Consider the following 25,778-nt stretch of genomic DNA (forward strand, 5'->3'; position numbering starts at 1 on the left):
GTAGCTCTATTTTATTTAAAAGTCAATAGTAAAATAAAAAATAAAAGAGAAAAATTTACCTAGTTTAAATAAATTTTTCTCTTTAAGAATTTAATTTTAAATTTTATTTTAAAAGATTATTTAATTTTTTAATAAACTCAACAGGATTTTCTATTTGGAATCCTTCAAGCATAAGAGCCTCTGTATAAAGAATATCTAATAAATCATCAAATTTAGGAGTATCTTTACACTCTTGAAGTTTTGCAAATAGAGGGTGTTCTGGGTTTAGTGCTAAAATCTTTTCAGCTTTTATATTTTCATTTCCAGGAATTTGAGAAAGTACTTTTTCCATCTCAAGAGAGATTTCTCCCTTAGCAAGTAGAGCAGAAGCACCACTACCTAAGTTATTACTTAGCTCAACATCTACTATTTTTCCTGTTAAGCTCTCTTTTATCTTATCTAGCATAGATTTATTGTCTTCAGATAATTTTTTAATCTCTTCCTCTTTTTCTTTGTTTTCCTCTAATTTGAAATCAGAATCACTTATAGATTTGAAAGTTTTTCCTTCAAACTCATTCATAGTTTTTAGAGCAAACTCATCAATCTTATCAGTTAAGATTAAGACTTCTATTCCTTTTTCTTTTAGAGCTTCCATCTTAGGTAGAGATTTTACAGTGGCTAAATCCTCTCCTACTACATAAAGAATCTCTTTTTTCTCTTCTCCCATACGCTCTACATACTCTTTCAATGTAACATATTTATCATCTAGAGAACTTCTAAATATTAATAAGTTTTGAAGTTTGTCTTTATTCATTCCAAACATATCGTGGATACCAAATTTTATATTTCTACCAAAAGCTTCCCAGAACTCAATATATTTTTCTCTATCATTTTTTAAGATATATTCAAGCTCTGATATGATTTTTTTCTCAAGATTTTTAGAAATAGCAGTAAGTTCACTATTTTGTTGTAAAATCTCTCTTGAGATATTTAGTGATAAATCATCACAATCTACAAGCCCTTTTACAAAACTAAAATATTCTGGAATTAGCTCATCACATTTATCCATTATAAAGACATTTTTTGTATAAAGTTGTAATCCTTTTTTATAATCTTTTGAGTAAAAATCCATTGGAGCTTTTTTAGGAATATATAGTAAAGCTGTATATTCAATACTACCTTGTACTTTTAGATGAAAGTGGAACATAGGATCTTCCCAATCGTGGAAAGTAGATTTATAGAACTCATTATAATTTTCATCTTTAAGTTGCGATTTATCTGTTTTCCAAATTGGTTTTGTAGAGTTAATTGTTTCATCATTGAAAATAATTGGATATCTTACATAGTCAGAGTATTTTTTAACTAAATCTCTTATCTTCCAATCTTCTAAGAAAGTCATAAACTCCTCTCCATCTTTTATAGTAAGAGTGATAGAAGTTCCTCTCTCTTTTTTTCAAACTCCTCTATCTCATAAGAACCATCTCCAGTAGATGTCCACTTTACTCCCATATCAGATTTTGGAGATTTTGTAATAAGAGTCATCTTATCAGCTACCATAAATCCAGAATAGAACCCTACTCCAAACTGTCCAATAATATCTATATCATCTTTTGAAGTGTTTTCTAATTTTTCTTTAAAAGCTTTTGAACCAGATTTTGCAATAGTTCCTATATTTTCAGCTACCTCATCATAAGTCATTCCTATTCCATTATCTGTAATTGTTATCTCTTTTTTATCCTTATTTACTGATAGAGTTATTTTAAAATCTCTATCTTCTCCTAAAATTTCACTATTAGTAAGAGCCTCAAATTTTATTTTATCAATAGCATCACTAGCATTTGATATAAGCTCTCTTAAAAAAATCTCTCTATTTGTATAGATAGAGTGTATCATCAAGTTTAATAATTCTTTAGTTTCTGCTTGAAACATTTTTGCTTCTTTTCTCATTTAAAAATTACCTCCTTAGCACTCTAATAAATTACTGGCTAACAATTAATATATACCATAATCAATAAAAGTTGTCAATAATTTTTTATATTATAAAATTTTTGATTCAAGTTAAATAAAAAATAAAATAGTAAAATTTTTACTTTTAATATTTTAATAACTATTGAAATATAAATATATTTTATGGTAATATTTTATTGTAAAATAAATGAAATGTATTATAAACAAATAAAAAATTCTAAAATAAAATCAGTAAAATTTTTACTAATTAAGAGAAAGGAAGAGGATAAATGATAAACTTCAATGAAAAAAATAGAGAGTTTCATTTACAAGGGAAGAATTTTAGTTATGTTTTTAATGTTATGCAAAATGGACAATTAGGGCAACTTTATTTTGGAAAAAAAATAAGACATAGAGAAGATTTTTCACATTTTTTCTATAAACCTGAGGTTGGAATTGGAATAATAGCTCATTATGAAGAGGATCCAGGATTTTCATTAGAGTATTTCAAACAGGAGTACCCATCATATGGAACAACAGATTTTAGAAAGCCAGCTTTCGAGATAGAGGATGAGAATGGAAGTAGGGTAAGTAATTTTGTATATAAAGGATATAGAATTTATAAGGGGAAAGAAAAATTACAAGGATTACCAGCTACTTATGTGTTATCAGAAGAGGAAGCTGAAACTTTAGAGATTACTTTAGAGGATGAAGTTTTAGAATGTAGACTATATCTTACTTACACTATTTTCAATGAAAGAGATATTTTAACTAGAAATGCTAGATTTGAAAATTATGGAAAACAAAATCTAAAATTAAATAGAGCAATGAGTTTATCATTAGACTTACCAGATTATAACTATGAGATGTTACACTTTTCAGGAGCTTGGGCTAGAGAAAGACATCTTAAAACTAGAAAATTAGAGGTAGGAAATCAATATATAGATAGTACAAGAGGAGCAAGTAGTGCTCATCAAAATCCTTTTATTATTTTAAAAAGACCTAATACAGATGAGGATATGGGAGAGGCTATTGGATTTTCCTTAGTTTATTCTGGAAATTTTTTAGCACACGTAGAGGTAGATCATTTTGATGCTACAAGGGTAACTATGGGAATAAATTCTTTTGATTTCTCTTGGAACTTAAATGGAGGAGGAAGTTTCCAAACACCTGAAGCTATAATCTCTTTTACAAGTACAGGACTTAATAGTTTAAGTCAAAATTTTCATTCACTATACAGAGAAAGACTTATGAGAGGAGAGTGGAAAGAGAAAGAGAGACCAATTCTTATAAATAACTGGGAAGCAACATATTTTGATTTTAATGAAGAAAAACTTCTAAATATGGTAAGAAAAGCTAAAAAACTTGGATTTGAACTTTTTGTATTAGATGATGGTTGGTTTGGAAAGAGAAATGATGATAAAAGTTCTTTAGGAGATTGGTTCCCTAACTTAGAAAAATTACCTAACGGTATAAAAGGTTTGGCTGAAAAAATAGAAACTGAGGGAATGAAATTTGGACTTTGGTTTGAACCAGAGATGATAAGTAAAGAGAGTGAACTTTATAAGAAACATCCTGATTGGATATTAGGAGTAAAGGGAAGAAAATTGTCACTAGGAAGAAATCAATATATCTTAGATCTATCTAGAGAAGATGTACAAAATTATATAATTTCTGTACTTGATGAGAGATTTGCTGAAGCTCCAATATCTTATGTTAAATGGGATATGAATAGAAATATGACAGAAATAACTTATGGAGATTTACCTCATAAGTATATTTTAGGACTATATAGAATATTAGAAAAAATAACTACAAAATATCCACATGTACTATTTGAGTCTTGTGCTTCTGGTGGTGGAAGATTTGATGCTGGTATGTTATATTATATGCCGCAAGTATGGACAAGTGATGATACTGATGCAATAGTTAGATTAAAAGTTCAACATGGGACTTCAATGGGATATCCATTACTCACTATGGGGGCTCATGTTTCAGATATTCCTAACCATCAAACCGCTAGAAAAACAAGTTTAGATATTAGAAATCATGTAGCTTATTTTGGAAACTTTGGGTATGAGTTAAATCCACTTATTTTTGATGAAGAGATGGATAAAAAAGTAATTAAATATTTAGATTTCTATAAAGAAAATAGAAAATTAATTCAATTTGGGGATTTTTATAGAATAGAGAGTCCATTTGAAGGAAATACAACATCTTGGATAGTAGTCAACAAAGATAAATCTGAAGCTTTAGTTGGATATTTCCAGATTTTAGCTGAACCAAATCCTGGTTATAATAAAAAAGTTATTTTAAAAGGATTAGATCCAGATAAAAAATATTTAGTTAATGATGAATTTGAAGCTTATGGAGATGAACTTATGAATATGGGAATAGTTTTCCCGCAACCTGATAGATATTTTTCTAAAGATTCAGAAACACAAGATTTTCAAAGTAAAATATTTAAATTGAAAGAGATAAAATAAAATATAAGGGGGATAAAAAAATGGTAGATTTTAAAATGAAACTTTCATATGGAATAGGAGCGTTAGGAAAAGACTATGCTTGTGCTATAATATATATTTTCTTAATGTATTATTTAACTGACGTAGTAGGGTTAGTACCTGCTTTTGTTGGAACACTGTTTCTAGTAGCAAGATTATGGGATGCAATCAATGATCCTATGATGGGAATGATAGTTGACAATACAAGAAGTAGATGGGGAAAATTTAGACCTTGGATACTTATAGGAACTATTTTAAATGCTGTGGTTTTAATTGCTATGTTTTTCAAACCTAATGGATTAGAAGGAAAAATGTTATATGCTTATATCTCTGTTGCTTACATTTTATGGGGAATGACTTATACAGTAATGGATATACCTTTCTGGTCTATGATACCAGCTCTATCTAGTGACAAAAAAGAGAGAGAAAAGATAGCTGTTGTACCTAGAATATTTGCTAGTTTAGCGTGGTTAAGTATAGGAAGTTTTGGATTACCAGTTATAGGATTACTTGGAAATGGAAATGAGGGAAGAGGATTTTCTCTACTAGCAGTTGGAATAGCAATTTTCTTTATATTTGCTTCAACTTTAACAGTTATAAATGTAAAGGAACAAATAGTAAGTGACCAAAAAGCTCCAAAGGTAAATTTAAAAGATACATTTAGATTGATTTTTAAAAATGACCAACTAGTAGCTTTAATAGGAACAGTTTTAATGTATAACTTAGTTGCTCAAATATCTGGAGGGGTAGCTATATACTACTTCAAATATGTAATAGGAAGAGAAGCACTATTTTCAGTTTTTACAGGATTTTCTGGAATAGCTGAAATAGCAGCATTAATGACTTTTCCAATGTTATCAACTAAAATAGGAAGAAAGAAAGTATTTTTCTTAGCTTGTAGCTTACCAGTTATTGGTTTTGGGTTATTATGTTTAGCTGGATATATTGCTCCAGAAAGTGCTACTTTAGTTGCTGCTTGTGGAATTGTAGCTAAATTAGGATCAGGACTTTCTTTAGGTATTTCAACAGTTATGTTAGCTGACGTTGTTGATTATGGAGAATATAAATTTGGAAGTAGAAATGAAAGTGTAATTTTCTCTGTCCAAACACTACTTGTTAAATCTGCTTCAGCTGTAAGTGGTTGGTTAATAGGAATAGGATTGTCTTTAGTAGGATATGTAGCTAATGTACAACAAACAGCTTCTGCTATAATGGGAATAAGAAGTTTAATGATAATTTTCCCTATGTTATTATCAGCTATGGGATATGTAATATATAAAAAGTATTATAAATTAAATGATGAGTATTACGATGAGATTGTAGAAAAATTAATGGAAAATAGAAAACAAAGAACAGTTTAATAAGGAGAAATAGTATGTGGTTAGGAGTAGATTATTATCCTGAACAATGGGATATATCAATGATAGATAAGGATTTAGACAATATAATAGAACTTGGGAGTAATGTAATCAGGATAGGAGAGTTTGCTTGGCATATTATGGAAAAAGAAGAAGGAAAATATGATTTTTCCTTCTTCGATATGGTTATAAAAAAAGCTAGTGAGAAAGGACTAAAAGTAATTTTTGGAACACCAACAGCTACAATTCCAGCTTGGCTTGCTAAAAAATATCCTGAAGTATTATCAGAATTTGAAAATGGTCAAAAAAGAAGATTTGGTGGACGTCATACAAGCTGTTATAACAGTGAAAAATATGTAGAGTATTCTAAAAAAATTGTACAAACTCTTGTAGAACACTATAAAGATGAAAAAAATATAGTGGCTTGGCAACTTGATAATGAGTTTGGACATGAAGGAAGCGACGAGTGTTTCTGTAAATGTTGTGAAAGAGAATTCCAAAAATTCCTTTCTAAAAAATTTAATGGAGATATCAATAAATTAAATGAAACTTATGGAACAACTTTCTGGTCTCAAGAGTATAACTCTTTTGAAGAGATACCTGTACCAGCCGCTACAATTACCACTCATAATCCAGCTTTAAGATTAGATTGGGAAAGATTTAGAAGTGAGAGTATTGTAAAATATTCTGATATGCAAGTTGAGATAATTAGAAATATAATTCCTGAGGCAGTAATTATTCATGATTTTCCAGGTGGAGGATTAGATAAGCATGTGGACTACTCTAAGTTAGCAGAAAAATTAGATGTAGTAGCTTACAATAACTATCCAGTATGGGGAGGACAAAAGAAACCTATTCCACCTTGTGAAATAGCTTTTGGTTTGGATTATATGAGAGGGTTGAAAAGACAAAATTTCTGGATAACAGAGGGGATAATGGGAGCTCAAGGACATGATATAACAGGATATCTTCCAAGACCTAATCAAGCTAAGATGTGGTCATATCAAGGAGTAGCTAGAGGGGCTGAAACATTTATTTACTTCAGATATCGTGGAGCTACTAAAGGAGCAGAGCAATTTTGTTATGGAGTAATAGATGCTGATAACCAAAAGAGAAGAAAATTTTATGAAGTTCAAAATTTCTTTAGAGTAGCTAAGGAAAATGAAAAATCTTTAGAAACTCCAATAGAGAGTAAAATAGCTATGATATATGACTATGATTCATTAGCATCTTTTAGAATACAAAAACAAAGTATATTATTAGATTGTCATAGTGAGATGAAAAGAATACATAAAGTTTTCTATGAAAAAAATATAATGATAGATATCATTCCTCATACAATGGATATTTCTAAATATGAAGTAGTAATTCTTCCGTTTATGATAATTTGGAAAGAGGAATTTGTAACTAAGATAAAAGAGTTTGTAAATAATGGTGGTAAAGTTGTATTTACTTACCGTAATGCTATAAAAGATATAGATAATAACTTGACATTAAATGAGATGCTACCTGTAAGATATACTGATTTAACTGGAGTATATATAGAGGAAACAGAAAGCTTACAAGAGTATGATGAGTTACCATTAAAAGGTATAGGAGAATTTGAAGGAGTAGAGGGAAGAGCCGGAATATTTAGAGATATGCTTGTACCTACTGCTGCACAAACTTTAATGAAGTATGATGATAAATTCTATAACGAGTTTTCAGCTGTGACAAAAAATAAAGTTGGGGCTGGAGAGATTTACTATATAGGTTGTGGATTAGAAGATAAACTTATGACTAAGGTTATGGAAAAAGTTCTTGAAGGAACAGATGTAGTAGAAGAGATTACTCCTGAAGGTGTAGAAGTAGTTGAAAGAGGAAATCTAGAAAATAGAGTAAAAATCTATATAAATCATAATGATTATTCAGTTAAGGTAAAAGATTTTGAGCTTGCACCTTTTGAATGTAAAGTTGTTAAATAACCTACTACTCTCTCTTGATTTCAATTTAAAAAATTAGAATAATTCAAGAATGACGAAGAACGAAAGTCATTCTTGAATTTTATTTATTAAGAATTTTTAATATTGACTATATAGTTTTATCTTTTACACTTTCTCTCTCAATAAGATTACAAGGCATAATAACTTTTTTTACCCCGTGTTCTCCTTCCCAAAGTTCTTCCATAAGTCTTATAGCTGCATCAGCATACTCTCTCATAAAAATTCTTATAGATGAAAGAGCTGGAGTAGCAAATTCAGAAAGAGGAGTATCGTTGAAGGTAATAATACTTACATCTTCAGGAATTTTTATATTCTTTTCACTAAAAGCTTTTAATATACCAGAAGCAATAGCATCAGATGAGATAAAGAAAGCACTTGGTAATTTAGAATTTTTTAAAAATTTAATAATGTTATTATAACCAGATTTTGAATTCATCTCACACTCAACTATATATTTTTCATTAAAGAGATTATGCCCTTCTAAAAAACTTTTAAAATATACATATCTAGAATCTATCTCCCATTCTTTTGTATTACCAAAAGTATATTTACTTCCAATAAAACCAATATCTTTATGCCCTTTATCTAAAAAATGTTTTAAAGCAATTCTTACTCCTAATTGATAGTTGGGAATAATACTGTGATAGGTCAACTCATCAGGAGATGAATCTATAAAAACAATATTTCTAGTATAGGATTCAAAATCAGCTATTTCCTCTAATGTAAATCTTCCTATTGGAAATATCCCATCTAATTTCTTTTTATTAATTTTTATAAAGTTTTTATCTTTATTTCTAAAAAGAGAGATAACCTCTATTCCTTTTTCTAAACAAACTTCTTCTAGAACATTTTTCATCATAATATAGTAAATATCTTTTTTCTGCTCTTCTAATTCAAACATTTGAGCTATACCAATCTTATACTTTTTAGCTTTTCTATCTTTGTATCTCTGTCCTATTGTTTTATAGTTTAATTTGTTAGCTATCTCTATAACTTTTTCTTTAGTTTTATTAGAAACATTTAAGGTAGTATCATTGTTTAATATTCTTGATACTGTTGTTATTGAAACATCGCTTAATTCAGCTATCTCTTTAAGTGTTGCCATAAATATCTCCTATCTCTATTTATCATAATTTTAGTTAGATATATAAGAAAATTCAAGAATGATGAAGATTGATAAGAATAAATAGAGCAAGTCAGCGAAGGTAAATGCTAAAAAACACAACTGTCTGAGACGAAGTCGAGTTTTGTGTTTTTAGTGAACCAAGCCATACTTGCTCTTTATTCTTTGAACGAAAGTCATTCTTGAAGTATTTTAATTAATTATAACGGTCTCTAATATTCTTCTTAATTTTTATATTTTGTTTATGAATATCTTGTTTAAAACAATAATTTTATGCTAGATGTAAATAGTGAGTACATACTAAGAAAAATACTATCAAAGCACAAGCATCAATTATAGTAGTAATAAATGGACTTGCTATAATAGCAGGGTCTAGTTTAAGTCCTTTAGCTATAATAGGAAGAGTACTACCTACAACTTTAGCTATAATTATTGTAATAAATAGGCTAAGAGATATAGCAAAGGAAACAGCAAAATTAATATCACTTAGGTAGTAAATAATTAAAAAGTTTACTACAGATAAAACCACACCAATTATTACACTAACTCTTAACTCTTTCCAAAATATCATACCAATATCAGATAACTCTATCTCTTCAAGTGCTATTCCACGAGTAATTAACATAGAAGATTGAGAACCAGCATTTCCTCCAGTAGACATAAGCATAGGAATAAAAGAGATAAGAACAATAGCTGATTGTAAAACTCCCTCATAAGTTCTAATTATAATACCAGTAAAAGTTGCTAGTATCATTAAAATTAAAAGCCAACCTATTCTCTGTTTAACTAAAGAAAAAACAGATTCTTTTAAATACTCTTCATCAGATGGAGCCATAGCAGCCATCTTTTGCATATCTTCAGTATTTTCTTGGTCGATTACATCTACTACGTCATCTATTGTAATAATACCAACAAGTCTATCTTCATTATCCACAACAGGCATAGATGTCAAATCATATTTTCTAAAGTCAGAAGCGATGTTTTCTTGGTCATCAGTAGTATGACAACTTACAAAATTTGTTTCCATAGCTTCTCTAAGTGGTACATCATCATCTAAGAATATCAGTTTCTTAAGTGAGATATATCCTACAAGTTTTCTTTGATTATCTATTATATAACAGATATCAATAGTTTCATTATCAATTCCAAATCTTTTGATAGAGTGTAATGCTTGTCCAATATTCATATCATTTTTTAAAGATAGATACTCTACAGTCATAACACTACCAGCACTATTTTCTGGATATCTTAAAAATTGGTTAATCAAATTTCTCATATCAGAAGAAGTATTTTGTAGAATTTTATCTACAATATTTGCTGGCATCTCCTCTATAAAGTCAACAGTATCATCAATAAACATATCATTTACAATATTACGTATCTCCTCATCAGTTATGTTTTCAATGATTTCTTGTTGCTTATCAGAAGAAAGATAAGAAAAAATATCTGCTGATAAACTCTTAGGTAAAATTCTAAAAAGCTTTAAGCTTTGTTCCTTGCTCATCTCCTCAAATAGCTCTGCTATATCAACAGGTTGTAAATCAACTAATATCTCCCTTACTTTGTTAAGCTGATTAGTCTCTAATAAATGATAAATATCTTCCAACGGAACCTCCATATAAAAAACCTCCACATAATAAAATTTCTCTTTATATAGATTACCATTTTAATTGAAAAAAGGCAAATAAAAATTCTATATTACTACAAAAGATTTAATAAATATTGTATAATATATTTGAATGAAAAATTAGGAGGATAAAAATGAATATAAAAGCTAGAGTTATCAGCTTGATTAAAGAGGTAGAAAATGGCAAATTTTCTAATATAGCATTGAATGAATATTTTAAAGAGAATAATCTTTCTAAAAAAGAAAGAGGTTTTATAACTGAGCTTTTCTATGGAGTAATTAGAAATAAAATATTTCTTGACTATGAGATAGATAAAAGAACTACTACTATAAAAAAAGATTGGATAAGAAATATTTTGAGAATATCTATGTATCAAATAAGTTTTATGAATAGTGACGATAAAGGAGTTATCTGGGAAGCTACAGAGCTTGCTAAGAAAAAATTTAGTGTTCCAGTTGGGAAATTTATCAATGGAGTATTAAGAAGCTATCAGAGAGAGTGGCAAGAAGATGTAAAAGAGCTAAAAGAGAGTGGAAAAAATTATATATATCTTTCATATCCAGAGTGGTTTTATAATAAGCTTGTTTCTGAGTATGGAGAAGAGGAGGGAGAGTTATTTCTACAATCTTTAAAAAAAATCCCGTATATCAGTTTTAGAGTAAATAGATTAAAATATAGCTGTGAAGAGTTTGAAAAATTATTAGAAGAGAAAAAAATCGACATAATAAAAAAAGTGGATAGTGTATACTATGTAGATTCTGGAATATTACTGTATAGTGATGAATTTAGAGATGGAAAAATAATAGTACAAGATGCCTCATCATATCTATCAGCTAGAAATTTAAATCCAAAACCTGATGAATCAGTACTAGATACTTGTAGTGCTCCAGGTGGAAAGACTGCTGTACTTGGAGAGCTTATGGAGAATAGAGGAGAGCTATTAGCTCTAGACATATATCCACATAAATTAAAATTAATAGAAGAAAATTGTCATAAATGTGGTGTAGATATTGTTAGAACTGTAAAGATGGATGCTAGAAAATTAAAGGAGCAAGGAAAGAAATTTGATAAGATATTAGTAGATGCTCCATGTAGTGGTTATGGTGTACTTAGAAAAAAACCAGAGGCTATATATAATAAAAATTCTGAAAATGTAGAGGAATTAGCTAAACTTCAGTTTGAAATTTTAGAATCAGCTTCTCAAGTTTTAAAAGATAATGGAGAATTGGTATATAGTACTTGCACTATTTTAAAAGAGGAAAATGGAGAAAATATTAAAAAGTTTTTAGAAAAATATCCAAATTTTGAAACAGTAGAGCTATATATTCCTGAAAACGTAAATGGAAGCTATGACAATGTAGGTGGATTTACTGTAGATTATAAAGAGGATATTTTAGATGGATTTTATATAGTAAAACTTAAAAAAAATAAATAGAAAGGATAGTTATGTTAGAAGAATTAAAAGAAGCAAATGAATATATAATAAGCAAGATAAAAGAGAATGATGAATTAATACTTGAGATGGAAAAATATGCTAGGGAGTATAATGTTCCAATAGTTACTAAAGAGGTAGCTGAATATCTTAAATTTATAGTAAAAAGTAATGGGATAAAAAATATATTAGAAGTAGGAACAGCTATTGGTTATTCTGGAATATTAATGGCTAAAGAGATAGAGAAAAATGGTGGAAAACTTTATACAATAGAGATAGATGAAGAAAGATATAATCTAGCTCAAGAAAATTTTAAAAAGTCTGGATTAAATAATATTGTATCTATAAAAGGAGATGCAGTAGAAGAGATTAAAAAAATAGATGAAAAATTTGATTTTGTCTTTATTGATGCTTCTAAGGGACACTATATGGAATTTTTTGAAGATTCATATAAATTATTAAATAAAGATGGAATAATATTTATTGATAATATTATGTTTAGAGGATATCTATATAAAGAGTATCCAAAGAGATTTAAAACAATAGTAAGAAGGTTAAATGAGTTTATTGAGTATCTATATTCAAGAAATGGAGGAGAGTTTGTACTTCTTCCTTTTGGAGATGGAATTGGTCTTTTCCGCAAGAAAAAAACCGAAAATACAAACGAATAAAACATAAAGAAAAGAGAGGATAATTAAATTATTCCTCTCTTTCTTTATAAGAAATGTAATCAGCTAAGAAGCCTTTGAAAGCTAGATGATAAGAATTCTTATACTTTTCAAAATATACTCTTTCTTTTAAAGAGTATGTTCTTCTAAAAGCTTCAAGTTTTTCTTTTTTTCCATAGAGTTCTATATGCTTTTTATATAACTCTATTTTGAAATCTGAAGTATCAATAGCTATATCTACATATTTTAAAAACTCTTTAGGTATAGATGTTGAGTTGTAAATATAACCATCCTTCAATTGTTTTTTTAAATGATTAATATCTTTATTGAATTTAATACCCCAGGTACGAAGTGAAAACCCGCTTTTATATAATTTAAAAATAGTTGCTATCTCTTTATTATTTGATAATTTGGGATAATCTTTCTTAAATTCTTCAAGAGAATAATCCAAATTATTTATAGTTAAATAAGAGGTTATATTATACAGCTCGCCTTTAAAATCACTTCTTTTAAAATATAAGAACCAACTTCCAAAGATCTTTTTTAATTCCAAAATTGAATATTTTTCCAAAATTTTCTCTTTTATTATTAACATAGCCGCTCCTAAAATTTTAAATGGATGTAGAATCTATAATCATTTACCATTTCGATTTCATCTATTATAAGTTTTAAAAAATTATTTATTTTTTCTGGAGCTTTTTCCTTTTCTAATTTAAAAAAATATTTTTTTAATATCTCTGAATTTTTATTAGTATTTTTTTTATTAGTAATTAATGTAGTTAAATTTTTGATTTTTTCCTCCGGGAACGCCTTTTTTTCTTTTAACTCTTTCATTAACTTTTCGAAAACTTCCTCAGATATAAGAGAATTTAATAACTGCCTGGCTAGGAGTTCTTCTTTTCCAGAGAGAGAAGCCAACTCTTTTTTATAAAGAACTAATTGAGATTGATAATCATCAAATTTGGTATCAATGTTCTCTACTTCTAAAGAAAAAATAATTTTTTTTAAAGAAGCCATAACTTCTTCAAATAACTCTTCTTCATGAATACCAATAGCACCACACCCAAGACTTTTATATTTATCAGAAGTTCTACAATAATATAGGTTCTCTGTTTTTCTAGAAATTTCATTGGTTGATTTTTTTAAATAATTATATTTATTTACAACCCGATACATCTTTCTTCCACAAGTACATTTTATTAAATCTTTAAAGATATATACATCTGTATTTCTTTCAACCTTAATATTTTTTAATTTACCTTGCACCAGGGAAAAAGTACTTTCATCTATAATAGGCTCATGGATCCCATTCAACACTTTATAATCTTTATGAAGAATTTTTTTCTTATTAATTATTTCAACAGAATGGAATTTTAATTTTCCAATGTAGACGGGATTTTCTAATAATCTTCTAACCTTTTTTACTTCATATCCAAAAAAATTAGCAATGGATTGTCTGGTTTTTCCATCAAGAAAAAGTTTAAAAATAGTTTTAACCTTTTCTGCATCCTCTGGAACTATTACCAGCTCTTTATTAACTAATTTATATCCCAAGGGAGCTGGGCCTCCAGTCCATCTCCCTTGCTCTGCTAATTCAGTCATTCTGTCCTTACTTCTTTTAGCTGTTTTCCTTCCCTCTCTAGCATCTAATAAATTTAAAAGATTAGTCAGAAAGGTATCATCAGCATCTTGTAAGTCTAACCAACCATGTGTAACAGTATAAACTTTAACATTATGAACTCTTAATAATCCATAAAATATATGATGCTCCAATTCATCTCTTGTAAGCCTAGAACTTTCATACAATACTAAAGTATCAACTAAATTATTTTGGATATCTTCTTTTAATTTACTATATTGTTCTCTGTCTTTATTGTACCCAGATGCTACATCATAATAAACTTTTATATTTTGAAGATTTATTTTTTTAGCAGCTTTTTTACACATATCTATAAGACTTTGTATATTTTGCTTTTCTGTACTTTCCCTGCAATAAATAGCTGAAATTTTAGCAGGAGAAGAAAAACTATTCGACATTTAATTCTTCTTTAGCTGCTTGTAATAATAGTCTTAAGATAGTATTTTTCTCTTCAGGTGTTATATTTTCATTTCTAATAATAGTATCCATATTTACCTCCAGTATTAAAAGAAGAGGGAAAATCCCTCTTCAAATAACTTATTTTTATTTTTAGTATTCTTCTTCATCTTCCCAGTCATCTTCAAACTCTTCTTCATCCTCGTCATAGATTATTTTTATACCAAGGATTTTATCGTTGTTCTTAGTAACATAAACTCCATATCTTCCATCACCCCATCCAGTACTAGTAATGAAAGAGTTTTCTCTAAAACATATAGTATCGGTATCTTGGGAGAATAACTCGCATATTTCTTTATAATATTTATCTTCCCATTTTTTTTCATTCCTATTTTTACATCTTCTCATCTCTTCATGTAAGCTATAATTAATCACTCCAGCTATGGCAGCATCAACACAAATAAATCCTTCCTGTAGCCACAAGTAACCTTCTTGTTCATAAATTGATAAGCTTTCATGTAAAATTATTGCTTCTTTTACTCTATTTTCTTTGTTATAAAGAACACAACATTTATAATCTCCAGCTTGAACATTCTCTAAAAGTACTATTCCTCTTTGATTTGGTTCATAGCAGTAGCAAGGGTCTGTTACCACAACCTTGTCCTCTAATTTTAATTTAGTTATAAATTCCATAATGTCCTCCTTATTGGCTCTCTAGCCTTGTATTTCTTAGGTTGTGTGTATATTACCTTACTATTCCTTTAATTACAAGTTATTTCTCAACTTTTTATTCAATTTCCAATGTCCTTTTTTATTTAATCGTAAATTCTTTCCTCCAGCTTGATAGCATAAACTCTAACAGGAGCAGCTCCAAATTCATCATGTTGGATAGTTTTAACTTCATAACTAGCCCACTTAAATTTTAAAATTTTGTTTTTTTCATCTTTCCTTGGGTATCCTAGAGTAATATGAACTTCGTCATATTCCTTTAGGAGTCTTTTTCCCCAATATTTTTTTACTAACCGATATTCTTCAGTTTTAGTACCTTGTTTTATTTCGTTGAAATATTGTTCTTTAACTGCTAGTTTTAAAATTCTCATTTAATCAACCTCAAAAAACTCTTTTACTAAATCTTCATTTTCATAAACATTTCCAATAATTTCCATAGAAAGACAATCATGTTTACCAAGATGATTACATACTATTGGATAAGTATTAGTTCCATCTTCTCTTTCAAAATAAAATCCATTTATCTCTACAACAGGAGCTCCATACATTAAATCTAATAACTTCTCTAAATTATTTTCTAAATCTAATTCTGGTAATAATTTTCTTTTTACTTTTCCATATTTACAAATAACTACAACTGTCTCTTCATTTTCTGTTTCTATTTTTAAAATGTCTCCTTCATAAATACTTTTATAATTTTTATCTATCCAACCACTATCTTGTCCTAATGATTTAGGATCTATTTTATTTGCAATTTTAACTCCTCTTGACATCCACCAATCCGAAAAATCATCAAAAACAATTAAATGTTCAGTATGTTTCTCATACCATTCTTCCTTCTCTGCTTCTGAAGGAAATATACAGGGAGTAGCATTAATATGTTTTATATAATAACCATAACACCATGTTTTTGAGTCTAAATCAAATCCCCTAAATTGTATATCTCTCATTATCTTTTACCTCCATTTTTTCTCTCCTTCTTAGTAATAGCAACTTCCAATTTAAATTCTTCCCAATCTTTATTTTTAATTATTATCCTATTTCTCTTAGCAAATATCCATTGCCCAGTTAGGAAATATATTGAAATATTATTATCGAATTTATATCCTTTTTTATTTTTTAAAATATATTTTTTATATTTTTCTAAATTATCCGAATTAAACTCCATTTTTATACCTCCTGAAAGATAACAGTTTTCCCATCTTCTCTATCCCTTCCATCACATTGTGGAATAATTCCAAGATCTTGTAGATAAAAACAGGGAATATTTTTAAATAAACATAAATCACATTCTATGTACCCCACTTCTTTTACATATATATTTTTATTTCCACAAGGAAAAGTTTCTCCTGGTTTCAAATTTTTAAAATCTTTATCATTCATTTATTTACCTCTTTTTTATTTTCTTTAGGTTCATACTTTACACAGGAATTTATTTCTATTTCATAAATGAATACTCCTCTTTGACCACAATATTCCTCATTGTAAGCAATGAAACAATGTTTACAGTTGATACAATTATTCATAGGTTATCTCCTTATTCATTTCCTAATTTTCTCCAATAGATTCCTTTTTCAAAGCAACCACATATCCCAGCTATATTGATTTCTTCATTGTATTTAATAGAATTCTTGTTTCCACACAATTTTAATTCTCCTATACATTCACAGTAGTAACAATTATTACAAACTTTTAAAATTTTATAATCATTCTTTCTCCCACTAAGAGCTCCTCTTTCATCATAACTTATACCTAATTCTAGTACTTGTATAAGTTCATCAAAACTACCTAATTTAAGATTGTGGCAGCGTTCTCGTATAAAAGTTACTTCTCCAATACTTAAATCTTTTAAATCAGTTACTCTATATTTCATACTGCGAATAAAATCATATGTGCTCTTTAATTCTTTTGAAACAAGCTTTCTTATACCTTTCGCTCCTTTATGACGCAAAAGGATTGAGTATTCCCCTTCCATAATTTCCTCCTTGGATAGTATTAATTCCCATTAAGTTTTAATTTGTTTTTATAATTTTCTTTATCTAACCAACTGTTACCAAAGTAAGCTTTTAAAAATTCATCGCTACGTTGTTTTTTAGGAGAACCATCATTAGTGGAAGCAACAGGAACTATAACTTGAGAATGTAGATATCTAACAGTAGTTCCCTCTAAAATTTGCGTAAGTTTCAAACGATGATGTTCAAACTCATCTTTTACTGCAAGGTATTCAGAATCTGTTGCATAGAAATAAAATCTTAATCTAGATTTATTTTTCATACGATAAATACCTAAATTAAAAGTATCTAAGATAGCATATAACAAATAAGTTTCATACTGGTTATCAACCTTTATATCAAAAAGTTCTTTCTGACTTTCTACATCATCTAAACCATATTTGTTTTTATATTCTATATATCTTTGATAAGCTAATTCCCTTTCACTAGGAGTAGTTCTATTATCTTCAGCAAGAGCTCTAAGCTTTCTTAATTTTTCTAATTTATTATTCATCTATTCCTCCAAGAGAGAGAAGAGGGAAGCTCCCTCTAAAATCTCCCATAAAATTTTATTTTATACCCTAAAAGTTTTTTTAATCTTGCTATCATACTAGTTAATCTCCTTTAAAGGTTTCATTTTTTTACTTCTAGCATAAGAAATTAAATCTGCATAAGCTTCTCCTCTTGTTTTTCTATATGGAAGTAAAGGAGATTTTACTCCATGAACTCTAAAATCATTTTTATAATCTGTTAACGTCTTAGCAAAATAAACTTTAAATTCACTTCCCCCTATCCCAGCACGGACAAAATAGATATATCCTTTTTCATCAATAAATGCTGATGAGTTGTTAAAATCATTATCACTAAACTCTTCAATTACAGGAGCTGGAGAAGTAGGTAATTTCAAATTATTTTGATTTTCATACTCCTTCTCTTTAGCGGATATATCTTTCTCCATTTCAGAAAGAAGTTTTTTCATAGCTTCAATCTCTTTTTTTGCCGAGCTAAGTTCAGCAGGAGAAGATGATTTTTTAATCTGTTTTTCAATACTTTTAATAGCTCCTAAAGATTTTTTAGAAATGCTGCCTTTGTATTCAACAGCTCTTTTAGGTTCTGCTGGAGAGAGAGCTAGTTCGATTAGCTCTCTTATATCCTCCATGTTTTTCACACCTTTTTCCATAATGTCTAATGCTAATTGAGGATCAACATCTTTATGAGTAAGAAGTCTAACAGCTACTCCAGAGAGAGAACTGATATAATCTTTCATATGCGGGGCTTGGATGTAGAGCTCATAAGTTTTTAAAAGCTCACTCACCTTATCTTTAGTGAAGCCAAGATGACTATACCAAGCCATGAAGCTACCCTCTTTAGCTTTTTGAAGTTTTATTTTAACTTCCACAAGTGCCATACAGATATCATATTTGGAAGAACTATATCTCTTAAAACTATTTGAAATAAGTTCCTCTTTTTTTTCAATGAAGGCTTTATCTTCTGCATTGATTTCGTAACTCTCGAAATCAAAAGTTGAATGCCATTCTACTTCCTGCATAGTATTTTTTAATTTATCAAACATAGCTAATTTATTTGACATCATAACACCTCCAGAACCTGTAAAAATAATTCTTGAAGTGTCACAGCATCTTTTGCTCTGTATTCCCAAATTGTTTTTCCTTCATCAATAGCTTTTGAAATGAAAGAACTTTGTTTTATAGGAACAGAAAGTAAAATATTTTGAGAAACAATCTTCTTTAAATTATCATAGTACTCTCTCTCAAGCTTGGTTCTCCCAGTACGATTTGGAATAATAGCTTTAACTTTACTTTTAGGGCTTATTTGCTCCATTAAAGTAATTATAGAACCTAAAGTTACTTGATCAAGGAAAGTTGGGATAACTACTTCATCTGCTAAGTCTATAAATTTTTTATCCAAGTTCAACACAGGTGTAGAATCAATGAAGATATAATCAAACTCTCCTTTTAAAACATTGATAAAACTCTCAAATCTTACTTCTAATTCCTCTGGAAGTACAGCCGAGTGAAATGGGATATAATAAAGGTTTTTTCTTAACTCTGTGAACCCACCATTACCACTTTTAAGCCATTCATCTAACCCTAGTGGAGTAAGACTACCATTACCACTAAAATCCAAAATATTATTTTGAGAATCAGAAGTAATTATTATAACCTTACTTCCATCAAGAGCAGCTTTATGTGCAAGTTGGAGAGTTATCCAACTTTTACCAACTCCACCTTTATTTGCTTTTACCAAAATTGTTTTACATCTATTTTTAAATTCTTCCATTATCCACCTCTACTAATTTAAATTTATTAGGATTATTTATTACTAATCTATAACCTTTTTGATAATCCAAACCGAAAGCTTCAGTATAAGTTTTTATATCTCTATATTCAAATCCAGTTTCTAAATCTATTACTTTTCTACAAACCCTAGGTCTTTTAACATATTTTTCTCTATAATCTAAGATATGATGAGCCAACTCAAGTTTATTAACTTTGTATTTATCTGCCAGATTAAAAAGAAAATCAATTTCATGATCATGAACATCTAATAAAAAACTATTCATAAAAGAAATTTCTTTAAAGAAATTATCTACAGTCATACTTACCACCTTCCATGTAATCAGCTGGAATGGGAGCTAAAATTCTCCCAGCAGCTAAGTCGCCTTGATGAAACATTTTTAGCTTCACTAAATCAAGGATTAATTTTCCAGCTAAGTCACCTTTGATAGAATTATATCTATCTGAATCAATTCCTAACTCATCACATAATTCATGAATTTTATTATAATTTTCTACAGAAATTTTTATTGACATTTAAGCTCCTTTTAAACTAGATAGATGACTCTTAAATTCAAATACAGTCATCTTAGACAACTTGCTTTTATTTTTGTTTAAAGTTTCTAAAGGGATATTTATTATTATTTTTTCAATTTCACTTCTCAATTCTTTATCTGAATAGATACCAGAAAAATATTTAAGCCATTTGATTTTAGCTTCCATATCCTCTGGAGCAGCAGGAGAAATTTCAGCTTTAATCTCCCAATTATCTCTCAAGGCTTGATAGACAGCACCATCATCCCATTTTTTTAACTGAGCTGTCATAAGAACGAGCTTTATTCTCTCCAAACCAACACTACCTTGTTCAACCAAAGTCATGATATTTTTACAAGTAGGAATACTTAAGCCATGACTTTGAAGTGCTGACTTGATTTGATAGATAGTATCTTTATCCAAATTATTCAAGTTAGAACTACTACTAATTTTTTTACTAACTTCCATTTGGTCTATCTTATTTACTTTATCTAACTTAGTAGTAGTTATTATATTTAAATTAGTATTCTTAATATTAGTATTCTTAGGGGTACATTTCATGCTACTACCCCTACCCACATTTGATGTAGGTACTGTACCCTCATTTGATGTAGTGGGTACATTAAATGTAGGTACATCAGATGTAGGTACTTCTACATTGTTGAGATAATAAAGATTTGAACTTCCTTTTCTTTTTTCTATCTCAATCAACCCTTTTTCTTCTAAGGATTTTATATATTTAACAACTGTTCTATTGTCTTTTACTCCTAATTCATCACAAAGAGTAGCTAATTTAGGAAAAGCATAATCATTGTTTCCAGCATGTCTTGCTAAGCAGATGTACAACATTTTTTCATACAGATTTAAATCTCTTCTATCTACTAAAGCATTATCTACCCAAAACCAATCTTTTTGTCTTCTATCTCTCATAACCTCTCCTTTCTACTCTTTCTTTTCTTTCAAGGCAATGCCTTCCAGTATAAATTTTGCTCTCTTTGCAAAATCCATATCAATATCTAAATTTACAAGTTCAATGGAGAATCTTTCTCCTCTTTCCATTATTTCTTTAACTAGATGGTCTTTAGCAGATTGCTCTCTAGTATAAGCTTTCATAGGAACACCGTCTGGATTGCATACTATATAGATAACTGAATCAAATATCTTAGTCATCTAAACCACCAGCCTTAACTAACTCTAAAGCTTTTTCTAGAGTAGTAGTCTTTCCATATTTTTTAATTAACATTTCTAATTGTTCGTAGCTTGTAACCATATTTTTTTACCTCCAATAAAGTTTGATAAAAAAATTTGATTTATTATATAAAGTATGCTAGACTTAATACATAAGCGGCATATAGCAGAGTGATGTCAATCCTCATTTTTCTTAGGTTATGTTATGTGTCCATTTAGAAGAGCAACGTGCGGGTTGCTCTTTTTTTATTACTACTCTTCAACATCTTTATAAATTCTACCAAGTTCAAAGTAATCGCTTTTCACTTCATCAACAGCAGCTAGAAATTCAGCAGTAATATCAAACAAAGCTTTAAATAGTTGAATATCTCCTTTGTGTGAATGCATTAATTCACATAGACTTTGATTGACCTGTTCAACTCTTTCAGAAGAGCTTAATTTTAAAATTTTCTCTTCCTCAGCTTTTTTAATTGTTGCAAAAATTTTTCTATTCATAACATCCTCCTAAGTAATTTGTTAGCACCCCCCCTTCCTGTAAAATTTTCCTGCTATTTTTATATAATTTTTCAAATTTTTATTTAATTTTTAAGAATTAAATTTTAAATTTATAAAATTATAATATAATTCCTTAAACATATAATACAATGTTATAACCAAATTGTCAAATTAAATTTTAATTCTATAACCACAAATTTTAAATTTGATTAAATATATATTTATGTTATAATTAGTAAAAAAGGAGGTTTCCAATGTTAAAATCAAAGTTAAGACATTTAATGGCAGATAAAAAAATAAATTCCTTATCAGCTTTAATTAGAGATTCCAAAATTAGTAGAGAAACTTTAAATAAGTTGTACCATGAAGAAAAAATGGAAACTCTAAAGTTAGAAATGATAGTAAAAATTTGTGAATATTTTAATTGCAATATCCAAGACTTAATAGAGTATATCCCAGATGAAGAAACTTTACAGAACTAATCTACTCAAGAGAGCATCCTAGACCGACCCGCCAAAGTCTTTTTAATTCTAGGACACTCTATTCAGTAGATTATGCTATTGAATAAATATTTTTTATAAGGGGAGATTTTTTATGAAAAAAATCGCGTTGTTTATTTGGTTTATTTGTTTATTATTAGGATGTGGAGATGAAGAGAGAAAATCTCAAGTACCTGATACTAAAATAGTTATTCCATATGACTATTATCAGGAAAGAGCTAATTCAGTAAAATTACAAGGTATAGTTTCTCTAAATCTATTTGAAAATAATCTTCCTACAGAAGAGCAATTAAAAAATATTGCAGAAGACTTAATTATGAAGAATCCAGACTATGAAAATTATTTTTTTACATTCAAATTTCCATTTACTCAAAAAAGACCTGAGAAAGATGCTAATAATTTTCAGTTGTATTACAATATTAATAAATTAGGAAAAAATGATTTTGAAATTCAAGCTCTATATCCTCAAATGAAATATTATAATTTAACTTTGAGTAAAAATATTATTGGTAAATTAGGTATTAATCAAATTTCAAATATAACTCCAATAAAAGTTGGAACTTCATTAAATGAGATATTTTCTAAATTAGGAAATCCTTCAGAAAAAAAGGATAATACTTATATTTATTATATTGTCAATAATAGAAATCAAACTTTTGGAACTCTTTATTTAGAAGAAAATGATAGTAAGATTTCTAATGTCGCATTTTATTCAAACAATTTAAACTTTGATGAAAACCAGTTATCTCAAATAGAAAAATATATAGTAGGAGATATCTCATTATCAGACTTGAAAATAAAGGAGATAGATGACATATATCCATTTAGTATTTCAATTAAACAATTTCCAGAAAGATTAAATTATTCTCGTTTAAGTATGGGAGATATAGATAATGTGGATTATTTAGAAAAAGTTAATAAAACAACTGTTGATTTTATAATCCCAGCAAAACAAAAAAATTATGTTAAGTATACTTTTGATATTAAAAGTCAAAATTTATCAAAAGTTACAATAGTATCAGAAGATAATACAGATGAAAATTATGAAAAATTCTTATCTGATATGAGTAGAGCTTTTCTTGTTTTGGATCCAGAATGTAATTTCCTCAGAATAAATAGTACAATATTAAGTAAATTAAATTTTCTTTATGATAATTTTGTTAATTCTAAAAACTATAAGGCTTCTATTCTTATGGGAAAATATAAAATTGATTTACAAAAAAATAAAGCTAAAGTAATTCTAAATATTTCCGAAAATAAAGATTAAGCATTCATTTCTTAGCTATAATTATGGCTAAGAAATGCAAGTATAAAAATTCCAAAATAAGTTAATAAGGATACAATTGAGTAAAAATATACAAAAATAATAATAAATTGAATAAACTTTGCTAATTGAGCAAGGTTTATTTTTTGGATAATAAATAATCTAGGATAATAACAACTATTATTTGGTAAATAATTTGCTCAAATGTAGTAAAAATAAAATAATTCAAATAATCTTTATTCATAATAAACTCCTTGTGAATTTTGGTTAATAAAGTTCATAACTCTGCTTATATAAAAACTTGTTAATTTAGCCTGAGTAGAATAATAATTATTTTTTAATTTTATTCCCTTTTGTTTCTTTATACGTTTTTTAGAAATACAGGAATATTTATATTTTATTATTCTTTTTTTATAAATTATTAGACACTTAGCTACTGCTATTTGAAAATCCCAAAATGTTTCTATATTTTTCCTATTATAAAATTTTCTCTTGTCCTCTTTTACTTCATTTAAAAAAGAAATGCTATTTTTTAAAACTATTTTTTTAGTTCTATCTAAAATTAATAGCTCTCTATTTTTATTTCTATTTTTTTTCATATATCCTCCACTTAAAGAAATATAATACTATTTATTTTTGATTAAAAAAATTTTTTAAAATATCTCTAATAGCAAAAAATCTACTGGATACCATGATATTAGAAATTTTTTTAGGAATGAGAATAACTTCATCATCTTTAATAGTGCAGATTTTAACTATTCTATTATCATTTAAAAATGTAATAGTTGTAGTTTCTACTCTATGTACATTAGCTGGAGTTAATCCCTTAAAATTATTTAACTTTCTTACTAAGGATTTTCTAATCCATTTTTTCATAAAACACCACCTTTTTAATATTTGAGTAATCTACTCAAGAGAGCATCCTAGACCGACCGCCAAGTCTTATTTAACTCTAGGACACTCTATTCAGTAGATTAATCACAATTTGACTTTTTGTCAAAAACTTGCTATAATTTAATTACCTAGAACCCGTATGGGTACTTAAATGTTTGTTTGATTAAGCTTAGAATATTAGCCCTAATAATTTATTGGGGCTTTTATTCTGCCCTTAAGCAAGGTAGACAAACAAATATTTAAGGAGGTACAGAAATGACTGTAACAATTGAGCAGCTGACTATCATCTTTGATGGTGGAGCAATTCTTCTAGGTGGATTGCTTCTCATCATTGTGATATGGTTGATTAAAAAGTACAGATAATTCTGACCTCATACCCTACGGGGTATTTTTTTATTTAAAAATTGCTAATTAGCATTTTATTAATTTAATAATAACACTAAAAAAGTTAATTTGCAATATAAAAATAAAAAAAGTTGCTAAAAAGCTATTTTTTTTATTAATATTGAGGTATACTATAATTAAGCAGAAAAGAAAGGGAGTGGTTATTATGAAACTTTCAGAGGAAGATATTAAGAAGTTGGGAATATTTTTACAAAATAAACGTAGAAGTCTTAGTTTTACTTTAGATGATGTCAAAGAAAAATTAGAAGAATTAGGACAAAATGTAAATACAAGTGATATTTTAAGACTGGAAAAGGGAGAAAGAAAAACCCCAAATGCTATCTTACTAAAAAACTTATGCAAAATATATGGGGTTGATGTTATAAGATTATTTCAAGACATAGGATACTTAGATTTAGAAAAACAACTAAAAAAGAAAGTTAAAATTTATAGTGAATTAACAATAGCTTTTACAAATCCAGAGAGATATATAGAAGAAATAGATTTAAATTTTAATAGAGAAATCATTGGAATAAAAAATGATAATATTACAATTTTAATTGAAAAATATAGACTTGTAGAAAATAATCAAAGTGGAGTATATAAAATAAATGGAGAATATTGTATAAAAAAGAAAAGTATGATAAATCCAACGGAATATATTTTATTAGGAAAAGAATCTGAACCCCCAATTTTTGTTAATCTAGAAGAAAATATTAGAGAGTGTGGAACAGTTATTGGGAAAATTATTTTGGAATAAGACTTGATTTATTTTTTATTTTATGATATTTTATAGAAAATGATATTGCTTTCACATTTTATTTAGTGAAAGCTTTTTTTTAAAGA

At 28.0% G+C, this 25,778-nt stretch carries 29 protein-coding genes and 1 pseudogene; 8 read left to right on the forward strand and 22 right to left on the reverse strand.

Annotated elements, in window-relative coordinates; translation table 11 throughout:
* Positions 1-103: 103 nt before the first annotated feature.
* A pseudogene (htpG, locus tag FMAG_RS04445) lies at positions 104-1,926 on the reverse strand (molecular chaperone HtpG).
* Between the two features lie 290 nt (positions 1,927-2,216).
* Here htpG and FMAG_RS04450 point away from each other — a divergent pair.
* From FMAG_RS04450 to FMAG_RS04460, 3 genes are read left to right on the forward strand one after another with little or no spacing between them, the layout of a single operon-like run.
* Complete coding sequence (locus tag FMAG_RS04450) at positions 2,217-4,412, forward strand: alpha-galactosidase (protein ID WP_005884424.1); 2,196 nt, start codon at positions 2,217-2,219, stop codon at positions 4,410-4,412.
* A 20-nt stretch (positions 4,413-4,432) separates the two neighbouring features.
* The gene (gene melB, locus FMAG_RS04455; RefSeq protein WP_005884426.1) at positions 4,433-5,791 is read left to right on the forward strand and encodes a melibiose:sodium transporter MelB; all 1,359 of its coding nucleotides are present in this window, start codon (positions 4,433-4,435) and stop codon (positions 5,789-5,791) included.
* Between the two features lie 14 nt (positions 5,792-5,805).
* Positions 5,806-7,752, forward strand: coding sequence for a beta-galactosidase (locus FMAG_RS04460; RefSeq protein ID WP_005884428.1), 1,947 nt, complete (start codon positions 5,806-5,808; stop codon positions 7,750-7,752).
* A gap of 106 nt (positions 7,753-7,858) precedes the next feature.
* On the opposite strand, the gene FMAG_RS04465 is transcribed toward FMAG_RS04460, so the two are convergent.
* Positions 7,859-8,875, reverse strand: a complete 1,017-nt coding sequence (locus FMAG_RS04465; RefSeq protein ID WP_005884430.1) for a LacI family DNA-binding transcriptional regulator — start codon at positions 8,873-8,875, stop codon at positions 7,859-7,861.
* A 289-nt stretch (positions 8,876-9,164) separates the two neighbouring features.
* The gene (mgtE, locus tag FMAG_RS04470) at positions 9,165-10,499 is read right to left on the reverse strand and encodes a magnesium transporter (protein ID WP_040493734.1); all 1,335 of its coding nucleotides are present in this window, start codon (positions 10,497-10,499) and stop codon (positions 9,165-9,167) included.
* Between the two features lie 155 nt (positions 10,500-10,654).
* On the opposite strand from mgtE, the gene rsmB reads away from it, so the two are divergent.
* Both rsmB and FMAG_RS04480 read left to right on the forward strand, forming a co-directional pair.
* Positions 10,655-11,956, forward strand: coding sequence for a 16S rRNA (cytosine(967)-C(5))-methyltransferase RsmB (rsmB, locus tag FMAG_RS04475; RefSeq protein ID WP_005884434.1), 1,302 nt, complete (start codon positions 10,655-10,657; stop codon positions 11,954-11,956).
* An 11-nt stretch (positions 11,957-11,967) separates the two neighbouring features.
* The gene (locus FMAG_RS04480; RefSeq protein ID WP_005884436.1) at positions 11,968-12,624 is read left to right on the forward strand and encodes an O-methyltransferase; all 657 of its coding nucleotides are present in this window, start codon (positions 11,968-11,970) and stop codon (positions 12,622-12,624) included.
* A 28-nt stretch (positions 12,625-12,652) separates the two neighbouring features.
* Here FMAG_RS04480 and FMAG_RS04485 read toward each other — a convergent pair whose 3' ends face one another.
* From FMAG_RS04485 to FMAG_RS04565, 17 genes are all read right to left on the reverse strand, one after another.
* Positions 12,653-13,216, reverse strand: coding sequence for a hypothetical protein (locus FMAG_RS04485; RefSeq protein WP_005884438.1), 564 nt, complete (start codon positions 13,214-13,216; stop codon positions 12,653-12,655).
* 8 nt (positions 13,217-13,224) lie between these two features.
* Positions 13,225-14,658, reverse strand: a complete 1,434-nt coding sequence (locus tag FMAG_RS04490) for a recombinase family protein (RefSeq protein WP_005884440.1) — start codon at positions 14,656-14,658, stop codon at positions 13,225-13,227.
* Between the two features lie 151 nt (positions 14,659-14,809).
* Complete coding sequence (locus tag FMAG_RS04495; protein WP_005884444.1) at positions 14,810-15,349, reverse strand: DUF4241 domain-containing protein; 540 nt, start codon at positions 15,347-15,349, stop codon at positions 14,810-14,812.
* A 122-nt stretch (positions 15,350-15,471) separates the two neighbouring features.
* Positions 15,472-15,756, reverse strand: coding sequence for a hypothetical protein (locus FMAG_RS04500; RefSeq protein ID WP_005884447.1), 285 nt, complete (start codon positions 15,754-15,756; stop codon positions 15,472-15,474).
* Entirely contained in the window at positions 15,757-16,335 is a 579-nt protein-coding gene (locus tag FMAG_RS04505; protein WP_005884449.1) for a YopX family protein, read from the reverse strand.
* Complete coding sequence (locus tag FMAG_RS04510; RefSeq protein ID WP_005884451.1) at positions 16,335-16,553, reverse strand: hypothetical protein; 219 nt, start codon at positions 16,551-16,553, stop codon at positions 16,335-16,337. Before FMAG_RS04510 ends, FMAG_RS04505 begins: the two co-directional genes overlap by 1 nt.
* A 2-nt stretch (positions 16,554-16,555) precedes the next feature.
* Entirely contained in the window at positions 16,556-16,768 is a 213-nt protein-coding gene (locus FMAG_RS04515) for a hypothetical protein (protein WP_005884453.1), read from the reverse strand.
* Positions 16,765-16,911 (reverse strand): hypothetical protein, encoded by a 147-nt coding sequence (locus FMAG_RS13750; RefSeq protein WP_005884454.1) that lies wholly within the window; start codon positions 16,909-16,911, stop codon positions 16,765-16,767. The genes FMAG_RS04515 and FMAG_RS13750 overlap by 4 nt, the downstream gene beginning before the upstream one ends.
* A gap of 11 nt (positions 16,912-16,922) precedes the next feature.
* Positions 16,923-17,360 (reverse strand): hypothetical protein, encoded by a 438-nt coding sequence (locus tag FMAG_RS04520; RefSeq protein ID WP_005884456.1) that lies wholly within the window; start codon positions 17,358-17,360, stop codon positions 16,923-16,925.
* 20 nt (positions 17,361-17,380) lie between these two features.
* The gene (locus FMAG_RS04525) at positions 17,381-17,890 is read right to left on the reverse strand and encodes a DUF2786 domain-containing protein (RefSeq protein ID WP_005884458.1); all 510 of its coding nucleotides are present in this window, start codon (positions 17,888-17,890) and stop codon (positions 17,381-17,383) included.
* A 96-nt stretch (positions 17,891-17,986) separates the two neighbouring features.
* A complete protein-coding gene (locus FMAG_RS04530) occupies positions 17,987-18,967 on the reverse strand; it encodes a hypothetical protein (protein WP_005884459.1) in 981 nt (326 codons plus the stop codon).
* Positions 18,967-19,677, reverse strand: a complete 711-nt coding sequence (locus FMAG_RS04535; protein ID WP_005884462.1) for a ParA family protein — start codon at positions 19,675-19,677, stop codon at positions 18,967-18,969. Before FMAG_RS04535 ends, FMAG_RS04530 begins: the two co-directional genes overlap by 1 nt.
* Positions 19,664-19,996 carry a hypothetical protein gene (locus FMAG_RS04540; protein WP_005884464.1) on the reverse strand — a complete coding sequence of 111 codons (333 nt, stop codon included), beginning with the start codon at positions 19,994-19,996 and terminating at the stop codon, positions 19,664-19,666. The genes FMAG_RS04535 and FMAG_RS04540 overlap by 14 nt, the downstream gene beginning before the upstream one ends.
* Positions 19,983-20,210 (reverse strand): hypothetical protein, encoded by a 228-nt coding sequence (locus FMAG_RS04545; RefSeq protein ID WP_005884465.1) that lies wholly within the window; start codon positions 20,208-20,210, stop codon positions 19,983-19,985. Before FMAG_RS04545 ends, FMAG_RS04540 begins: the two co-directional genes overlap by 14 nt.
* Complete coding sequence (locus tag FMAG_RS13235) at positions 20,211-21,137, reverse strand: helix-turn-helix domain-containing protein (protein WP_005884468.1); 927 nt, start codon at positions 21,135-21,137, stop codon at positions 20,211-20,213.
* A 12-nt stretch (positions 21,138-21,149) separates the two neighbouring features.
* Positions 21,150-21,377, reverse strand: coding sequence for a hypothetical protein (locus FMAG_RS04560; protein WP_005884470.1), 228 nt, complete (start codon positions 21,375-21,377; stop codon positions 21,150-21,152).
* A 270-nt stretch (positions 21,378-21,647) separates the two neighbouring features.
* The gene (locus FMAG_RS04565; protein WP_005884474.1) at positions 21,648-21,890 is read right to left on the reverse strand and encodes a hypothetical protein; all 243 of its coding nucleotides are present in this window, start codon (positions 21,888-21,890) and stop codon (positions 21,648-21,650) included.
* Positions 21,891-22,144: 254 nt separating this feature from the next.
* Here FMAG_RS04565 and FMAG_RS04570 point away from each other — a divergent pair, with 254 nt between their 5' ends.
* Positions 22,145-22,372, forward strand: a complete 228-nt coding sequence (locus FMAG_RS04570) for a helix-turn-helix domain-containing protein (protein ID WP_005884476.1) — start codon at positions 22,145-22,147, stop codon at positions 22,370-22,372.
* 112 nt (positions 22,373-22,484) lie between these two features.
* On the forward strand, positions 22,485-23,657 hold the full coding sequence (locus tag FMAG_RS04575) for a hypothetical protein (RefSeq protein ID WP_005884478.1): 1,173 nt from the start codon (positions 22,485-22,487) through the stop codon (positions 23,655-23,657).
* 233 nt (positions 23,658-23,890) lie between these two features.
* Here FMAG_RS04575 and FMAG_RS04580 read toward each other — a convergent pair whose 3' ends face one another.
* The gene (locus FMAG_RS04580) at positions 23,891-24,253 is read right to left on the reverse strand and encodes a hypothetical protein (protein WP_005884480.1); all 363 of its coding nucleotides are present in this window, start codon (positions 24,251-24,253) and stop codon (positions 23,891-23,893) included.
* A gap of 31 nt (positions 24,254-24,284) precedes the next feature.
* Positions 24,285-24,530, reverse strand: a complete 246-nt coding sequence (locus FMAG_RS04585; RefSeq protein ID WP_005884483.1) for a hypothetical protein — start codon at positions 24,528-24,530, stop codon at positions 24,285-24,287.
* A gap of 568 nt (positions 24,531-25,098) precedes the next feature.
* Here FMAG_RS04585 and FMAG_RS04590 point away from each other — a divergent pair.
* Positions 25,099-25,692, forward strand: a complete 594-nt coding sequence (locus tag FMAG_RS04590) for a hypothetical protein (RefSeq protein ID WP_005884485.1) — start codon at positions 25,099-25,101, stop codon at positions 25,690-25,692.
* The last annotated feature ends 86 nt before the right edge of the window (positions 25,693-25,778 follow it).

Origin of the sequence: Fusobacterium mortiferum ATCC 9817 (assembly GCF_000158195.2) — a bacterium.
Classification (GTDB): domain Bacteria; phylum Fusobacteriota; class Fusobacteriia; order Fusobacteriales; family Fusobacteriaceae; genus Fusobacterium_A; species Fusobacterium_A mortiferum.

What these genes read in the sequence shown, in the direction of transcription:
- FMAG_RS04510 (WP_005884451.1), bottom strand. Translation starts at nt 16,553, where the DNA reads ATGGAGTTTAATTCGGATAATTTAGAAAAATATAAAAAATATATTTTA.
- FMAG_RS04515 (WP_005884453.1), bottom strand. Translation starts at nt 16,768, where the DNA reads ATGAATGATAAAGATTTTAAAAATTTGAAACCAGGAGAAACTTTTCCT.
- FMAG_RS04520 (WP_005884456.1), bottom strand. Translation starts at nt 17,360, where the DNA reads ATGGAAGGGGAATACTCAATCCTTTTGCGTCATAAAGGAGCGAAAGGT.
- FMAG_RS04460 (WP_005884428.1), top strand. Translation starts at nt 5,806, where the DNA reads ATGTGGTTAGGAGTAGATTATTATCCTGAACAATGGGATATATCAATG.
- FMAG_RS04540 (WP_005884464.1), bottom strand. Translation starts at nt 19,996, where the DNA reads ATGACTGTAGATAATTTCTTTAAAGAAATTTCTTTTATGAATAGTTTT.
- FMAG_RS04560 (WP_005884470.1), bottom strand. Translation starts at nt 21,377, where the DNA reads ATGACTAAGATATTTGATTCAGTTATCTATATAGTATGCAATCCAGAC.
- FMAG_RS04530 (WP_005884459.1), bottom strand. Translation starts at nt 18,967, where the DNA reads ATGTCAAATAAATTAGCTATGTTTGATAAATTAAAAAATACTATGCAG.
- FMAG_RS04505 (WP_005884449.1), bottom strand. Translation starts at nt 16,335, where the DNA reads ATGAGAGATATACAATTTAGGGGATTTGATTTAGACTCAAAAACATGG.
- FMAG_RS04535 (WP_005884462.1), bottom strand. Translation starts at nt 19,677, where the DNA reads ATGGAAGAATTTAAAAATAGATGTAAAACAATTTTGGTAAAAGCAAAT.
- FMAG_RS04495 (WP_005884444.1), bottom strand. Translation starts at nt 15,349, where the DNA reads ATGGAATTTATAACTAAATTAAAATTAGAGGACAAGGTTGTGGTAACA.
- FMAG_RS04490 (WP_005884440.1), bottom strand. Translation starts at nt 14,658, where the DNA reads ATGTCGAATAGTTTTTCTTCTCCTGCTAAAATTTCAGCTATTTATTGC.
- melB (WP_005884426.1), top strand. Translation starts at nt 4,433, where the DNA reads ATGGTAGATTTTAAAATGAAACTTTCATATGGAATAGGAGCGTTAGGA.
- FMAG_RS13235 (WP_005884468.1), bottom strand. Translation starts at nt 21,137, where the DNA reads ATGAGAGATAGAAGACAAAAAGATTGGTTTTGGGTAGATAATGCTTTA.
- FMAG_RS04575 (WP_005884478.1), top strand. Translation starts at nt 22,485, where the DNA reads ATGAAAAAAATCGCGTTGTTTATTTGGTTTATTTGTTTATTATTAGGA.
- FMAG_RS04500 (WP_005884447.1), bottom strand. Translation starts at nt 15,756, where the DNA reads ATGAGAATTTTAAAACTAGCAGTTAAAGAACAATATTTCAACGAAATA.
- FMAG_RS04525 (WP_005884458.1), bottom strand. Translation starts at nt 17,890, where the DNA reads ATGAATAATAAATTAGAAAAATTAAGAAAGCTTAGAGCTCTTGCTGAA.
- rsmB (WP_005884434.1), top strand. Translation starts at nt 10,655, where the DNA reads ATGAATATAAAAGCTAGAGTTATCAGCTTGATTAAAGAGGTAGAAAAT.
- FMAG_RS13750 (WP_005884454.1), bottom strand. Translation starts at nt 16,911, where the DNA reads ATGAATAATTGTATCAACTGTAAACATTGTTTCATTGCTTACAATGAG.
- FMAG_RS04450 (WP_005884424.1), top strand. Translation starts at nt 2,217, where the DNA reads ATGATAAACTTCAATGAAAAAAATAGAGAGTTTCATTTACAAGGGAAG.
- FMAG_RS04580 (WP_005884480.1), bottom strand. Translation starts at nt 24,253, where the DNA reads ATGAAAAAAAATAGAAATAAAAATAGAGAGCTATTAATTTTAGATAGA.
- FMAG_RS04465 (WP_005884430.1), bottom strand. Translation starts at nt 8,875, where the DNA reads ATGGCAACACTTAAAGAGATAGCTGAATTAAGCGATGTTTCAATAACA.
- FMAG_RS04565 (WP_005884474.1), bottom strand. Translation starts at nt 21,890, where the DNA reads ATGAATAGAAAAATTTTTGCAACAATTAAAAAAGCTGAGGAAGAGAAA.
- FMAG_RS04570 (WP_005884476.1), top strand. Translation starts at nt 22,145, where the DNA reads ATGTTAAAATCAAAGTTAAGACATTTAATGGCAGATAAAAAAATAAAT.
- FMAG_RS04480 (WP_005884436.1), top strand. Translation starts at nt 11,968, where the DNA reads ATGTTAGAAGAATTAAAAGAAGCAAATGAATATATAATAAGCAAGATA.
- FMAG_RS04585 (WP_005884483.1), bottom strand. Translation starts at nt 24,530, where the DNA reads ATGAAAAAATGGATTAGAAAATCCTTAGTAAGAAAGTTAAATAATTTT.
- FMAG_RS04545 (WP_005884465.1), bottom strand. Translation starts at nt 20,210, where the DNA reads ATGTCAATAAAAATTTCTGTAGAAAATTATAATAAAATTCATGAATTA.
- FMAG_RS04485 (WP_005884438.1), bottom strand. Translation starts at nt 13,216, where the DNA reads ATGTTAATAATAAAAGAGAAAATTTTGGAAAAATATTCAATTTTGGAA.
- FMAG_RS04590 (WP_005884485.1), top strand. Translation starts at nt 25,099, where the DNA reads ATGAAACTTTCAGAGGAAGATATTAAGAAGTTGGGAATATTTTTACAA.